The organism is Microcoleus sp. A003_D6 (assembly GCF_036702825.1).
Classification (GTDB): Bacteria; Cyanobacteriota; Cyanobacteriia; order Cyanobacteriales; family Microcoleaceae; genus Microcoleus.
The window spans coordinates 34525-40654 of record NZ_JAUBWA010000065.1 but is presented as its reverse complement, the minus strand read 5'-3'; the positions used below and the strand labels follow the sequence as shown (position 1 = coordinate 40654).

Genomic DNA, 6130 nt, shown 5'->3' with positions numbered 1-6130 from the left:
AAGTTATTTTTTGGTTCATTTTCATCCCGACGCTCACCTCCGGTAGAGCGCGGGACTTCCCATTCACATTAGTTAAATCAACGTTTGCAGCCGATTGTGGAAGGATGCAACCAACTGGTACTGGCGGAGGTTAATCCTGTTGGGCCAGCTACACCTCTGTTGAGTGTCACTGCGGGTATGGACGAACTCGAAATTTTATCGACATCTTTCGATCGCATGGCGCAACAACTCAAAGACTCATTCAACGCATTACAGAAGTCAAACGAAGAACTTGAAAGCCGGGTAAAAGAACGAACTGCTGAACTGCAAGCAGCCAAGGTAATTGCAGATAGCGCCAACCAAGCCAAAAGTGAATTTCTCGCCAATATGAGTCACGAACTCCGCACCCCTCTCAACGGTATTCTGGGTTATGCCCAAATTCTCGGACGTTCCAAAGCTATCCCCGAAAAAGAACGTCACGGAGTCAACATCATTCATCAATGCGGCTCTCATTTGCTCACCTTAATTAACGATATTCTCGACATCTCTAAAATCGAAGCTCGCAAACTCGAACTCACTGCCAAAGCTATTCATTTACCTTCACTGCTGCAAGGAGTCGTGGAAATTTTCCAAATTCGTGCTGACCAAAAAAGCATCGACTTCCGCTACGAACCCGCTCCTAACTTACCCGCTGGCATCACAGCAGATGAAAAACGGTTGCGACAGGTGTTGATTAACTTGTTGGGCAATGCCATCAAATTTACGGACAAAGGCAGCATCTCTTTTAAAGTTGAGCAACTTGACTCTAATACCGATCGGCTTTCATTCGCCCGTCTGCGCTTTTGTGTCGCAGATACGGGAGTTGGCATTCGCAGCGAAGATGTGCAGAAACTATTCCGAGCATTCGAGCAAGTAGGCGAGCAAAGTCGCCAATCTGAAGGCACCGGTTTAGGACTCGCTATTAGCCAGCAAATTGTGCAGTTGATGGGCGGAAAAATTCAGGTTAAAAGTCAACTGGGGGTAGGAAGTGAATTCTTCTTTGAAGCCGAGCTACCTTTGGCAACTGACTGGATACAACAGCAGATTAGTCGGGCGGGAAATATTGTCAGTTATGTCGGGACGCAGCGGCGCATTTTAGTTGTAGGCGATCGCTGGGAAAATCGAGCCGTGATTGTGAATTTATTAGAACCCCTCGGTTTTGCCATTATTGAAGCCGAAAACGGACAATTAGGGTTAGAAAAAATGCGAGAACACTTACCAAATTTAGTAATTACGGATTTAGCAATGCCCGTGATGGATGGCTTAAAAATGCTAAAAAAAATACGCCATTCCGAGGAATTTAAACACTTGAAAGTTCTGGTTTCGTCAGCATCCGTAGCGCAATTGGAACGGCAGATGAGCCTAGAAGCAGGAGGGGATGATTTTCTCGCAAAACCGATTCAGACGACAGATTTATTTAATGCCATAGCAAATCATTTACAACTCACTTGGAACTATGAAGAAATAGCGGAGCGAGCAACTTCCACTGTCCCAGTAGCAGCATCTGACTCAGAAGCGATCGCTCCCAAAACTGCCGACTTACAAGTGTTATTAGAACTGGCTCAAGAATGGCGCTTGAAAAAGCTGGCTGAAATTGCAGAAAAGGTTGGGCAACAGGATGAACTCTATCAACCTTTCATTCAGCAAGTCCTACAATTGGCGAAGCAATTCCAGTCGAAAAAAATCGAGGAATTGATTCAACAGCATCTGAGCGAAAAGAACCTTTAAGGAGAAAGTAAAGATGAGCGCAGCGGTAACGGGTTTAATTCTAATTGTGGATGATACACCCACTAATTTAGATGTCATTTCTGAGGCATTGAGTGATGTCGGCTTTGATGTGGCGATCGCAACTAGCGGTGAACGCGCCCTCCAGCAAATTGAGCGAAAACTGCCCGATTTGATTTTGCTAGACATTATGATGCCCGGAATCGACGGTTTTGAAACCTGCCGGCGGTTAAAGGCAAATCCCCGCACCAGCGCCATTCCCATCATTTTTATGACCGCCCTAGCTGACACCGATAGCAAAGTTCAGGCTCTAGATTTGGGTGCAGTTGATTATGTCACCAAACCCTTTCAAGAACAGGAGGTATTGGCACGGGTGAAAACTCATCTACAACTCTATCACTTGACCCAAAATTTAGAACAGCAAGTGGCACAAAAAAATGCCGAATTTCAAGCCTCTCAACTACAACTGATCCAAAGCGAAAAAATGTCAGCTTTGGGTAATTTAGTAGCAGGTATTGCCCATGAAATGAATAATCCTTTGGGCTTTATTTTCGCTAGCCTGCAACAAATTAAACCAGCCTTCAACGATCTTACTGAACATTTAAAACTTTATCAAAAAAATCTACCCAATCCCAGTGAAGAGATTCTCAATCATGCTTCATATATCGATTTGGACTATAGTTTGGAAGATTTACCGAAGGCTATTGATTCTATGGTGATAGCGTGCGATCGCCTGAAAAACATCAGCACCAGCCTGCGTACTTTCTCCCGGGCTGACACCGATCGCCCCGTAGCCTGCAATATCCACGATGGTATTGATAGCACAATTACGATCCTCAAACATCGCCTCAAAGCGAATGATACTCGCCCAGATATTCAAGTAATTAAAGAGTATGGCGATCTACCTAAAGTCGAATGCTATGCCGGACAGCTTAATCAGGTGTTTATGAATATGTTGGCAAATGCGATCGATGTGTTAGATGAATCAAATCAAGGAATGAGTTATGAAGATATTGCCCATAAAATTACCATTAAAACAGAGTTATCTACCGACCGCAAACAAGTAATAATTCGCATTAAAGATAGCGGTTTTGGTATGAGCGAGCAGGTGCGGGAGAAGATTTTTGATGAACTTTTTACTACCAAAGGAGTAAGTAGGTAAAGGGACAGGGTTGGGTTTGGCGATCGCCCGTCAAATTGTTGAAGAAAAACATCAGGGGAGTATTGCAGTTAATTCTACTCTGGGTTTGGGCACAGAGTTTGCGATCGCTTTGCCGATCGAAGCATTGGCATAATCTGTATTTATTAGTAAAATTAGCAAGTTTGCGAGCGCTCTATCTACCTTTAAAAACTAGCGAAAACCAACTGTCCTTATCCAGTAGACAAGTTAGCGAACTCGATAAAAAATCCTCAAAAAATCCTTTAATTGTAATTTATGATACTTAGCAAAATCCCTGTGAGGTGCTATGGTTTGTAAAAGATGTTAAATCGAGTACAATCAATTTTTAATAAAATATTAATTGTAATTGTAAACTTTTGTAACATGAGAAAATGTTGAAATACAAGATACGATAATACTACCTAACTTAGACAAAATTTTTATGAACAATATTTCAGGTCCAAAAATCACTAATAAGCTATCGCTAACGCTAGTATTAGTGATTCCTTTCGTTCTGCAAATCTTTGCGGCTGTGGGACTCGTTGGATATCTTTCCTTCAAAAATAGTCAGAAAGCGGTTAATAACCTAGCATCTCAACTACAGACAGAAGCCAGCAAACGGATCGAGCAACATCTCCATGAATACCTTGATACATCTCGTAAAATTGCTGATGAGAGTGCTGATGTTTTTGCTCAGGGTCTTATCGATCCTTTGAATCTCAAGCAAATTGGTCGATATTTTTGGAAAGTGAGACAAGTGCGCGACAGCCAATTTGGATTTTTATTATTTGGTAGTATTACACGAGATCATGTTTCAGTGGGCGAACACTTTGATGATGGTCGAATTACGATCAATCAGATTGACAGTAGGAGTAGCGATCGCAGTTTTAAAGTTTATAAAGCAGACAAGCAAGGCCGCCAGATCGAGCTGCTAATGACCGATCCAGACTATATCAACCAATTCCAAAAAGAAGCTTGGTATTCAGAAGCAATTCAACAAAAAAAGCCCCTGTGGACATCAGTTTACCAATGGGAAACGTCTCCCTATCCCTTAAACATTGCTGCTAGTTTACCCATTTACGATCGCAACCAAAATTTGATTGGTGTTATGGCGATCGAAAAGCGTCTTTCTAATATTAGTAATTTTTTAAAAGATCTAAAAATTAGTCCATCTTCTAAAACCTTTATCATCGAACGAAATGGGTTAATAATTGCTACTTCAAGTTCTGAGTCAGGTTTTACTTTAAAGAATAACAAGCCTGAAAGATTGTCGATTTTGAAGAGCCATGACCTTTTAATTATCAATTCTGCCAATTATTTATTGCAAAAATTTGGAGATTTTCAACAAATTCGCAGCACTCAACGGCTTGAATTTCAAACGAATGATGGACGACAGTTTATGCAGGTAACACCCTGGACAGACCAATGGGGTATAGATTGGCTAGTGGTGACTGTTGTCCCGGAAGCTGACTTCATGGAACAAATTAATGCTAATACCCGCACCACAATCTTATTGTGTCTATTAGCTTTAGGTATAGCCACAGGATTGGGAATTATAACTTCAAATTGGATTACTGCACCCATCCGCAGATTGAATAAAGCAAGTGAAGCGATCGCGAGTGGAGAATTAGAGCAAAATATTCCCGACTCTCCCGTGCAAGAATTAGGTGCTTTAGCCAAATCCTTTAACCAAATGAGTCAGCAATTAAAAGATTCTTACCACTCCCTAGAACAACGAGTCCAAGATCGGACAGCAGAATTAGTAATAGCCAAAGAAAAAGCCGACGTAGCTAATCAGGCAAAAAGCACATTTATTGCCAATATGAGCCACGAATTACGCTCACCTCTCAACGCAATTATGGGTTTTTCTCAAATTATGACTCGCTCTCAAACCCTACCCCGCGAACATCAAGAAAGTGTCGGCATTATCTCCCGCAGCGGCGAACACCTTCTCACTCTCATCAACAACGTTCTCGACCTCTCTAAAATCGAAGCAGGTAAAACCAGCCTTAATCCCAAAAACTTCGATATCCATCGCCTACTGGATGACATTCACGATATGTTCCAAATGAAGGCTGAAGAGAAAGGTTTACAGTTACTAATGGAGTACGCTCCTAATCTTCCCCATTACGTCCGTACCGACGATGTTAAATTGCGTCAAGTCCTCATTAACCTCATTAACAATGCCCTTAAATTTACTCAAGAGGGCGGCGTTTCAATAAGAGTTGACGTTCGACAAACTAATATCCCTTCTCAACAAACAGTTGAAGTGTTGGATACCAATTCATATACCCTACATTTTGAAATCGAAGATTCAGGAGCCGGGATTGCAGAAGAAGAACTAGGACAAGTTTTTGAAGCCTTCACCCAAACCGCAACCGGAAAACAAGCTCAGGAAGGAACAGGATTAGGCTTACCTATTAGCCGCCAATTTGTGCATCTTATGGGAGGCGATATTACCGTCAAAAGCCGAGTGGGACAAGGCACAACCTTCTTATTTGATATTCAAGTCATCGAAGTAGAAGCCAGCGACATTGCCACACATCAACCCTCCCGTCGCGTCATTGCTCTGGAACCAAATCAACCGAAATATCGAATTCTTATAGTTGATGACAAACCTCTCAATCGTCAGTTGTTAATTAAACTCCTGTCTCCCTTGGGATTTGAACTTCAGGAAGCGAGTAACGGGCAAGAAGCTGTTAATATTTGGGAGAATTGGAAGCCACACTTAATCTGGATGGATATGCGGATGCCCGTGATGGATGGTTACACTGCTACCCAAACTATTAAATCCTACACAAAAGGTCAAGCAACGGCGATTATTGCCTTGACAGCTAGCGTATTGGAAGAAGAAAAAGCGGTGGTTTTGTCGGCGGGCTGCGATGCTTTCTTGAGGAAGCCTTTCCGAGAGGAAGAAATTTTTAATGCAATGAATAAGCATATTGGCGTGACATATATTTATGAACATTTAACCCCAAAAAATACGGAAACAACACAAACAAGAGAGGTTTTAACCACAGCGGTAATGGCAGAAATTCCGAGCGAAATATTAGCTCAACTTCAAGAGGCAGTGAGCTATTCCGATGCGGACTTAATTGCTACAGCGGTGAAAAAAATGGCTACCTATAATGAGCCATTATCTCAGGCGATCGCAGCTTGTCTGCATAACTTTGAGTATGAAAAGGTTTTAAACTTAATTGCAGCAACTCAAGGAGAAAAGGAGTAGAA

2 protein-coding genes and 1 pseudogene are annotated in these 6130 nt (G+C 42.1%); all 3 read left to right on the top strand.

Going from position 1 to position 6130, the window contains the following annotated elements:
- Positions 1–96 precede the first annotated feature (96 nt).
- The 3 genes and pseudogenes from QUB70_RS18675 (at position 97) to QUB70_RS18660 (ending at position 6128) form a co-directional block, all read left to right on the top strand.
- Complete coding sequence (locus QUB70_RS18675) at positions 97–1746, top strand: ATP-binding protein (protein ID WP_332982624.1); 1650 nt, start codon at positions 97–99, stop codon at positions 1744–1746.
- Positions 1747–1759: 13 nt separating this feature from the next.
- Positions 1760–3038, top strand: a pseudogene (locus QUB70_RS18670) (sensor histidine kinase).
- A 306-nt stretch (positions 3039–3344) separates the two neighbouring features.
- The gene (locus QUB70_RS18660) at positions 3345–6128 is read left to right on the top strand and encodes an ATP-binding protein (protein ID WP_332982619.1); all 2784 of its coding nucleotides are present in this window, start codon (positions 3345–3347) and stop codon (positions 6126–6128) included.
- Positions 6129–6130: the final 2 nt, after the last annotated feature.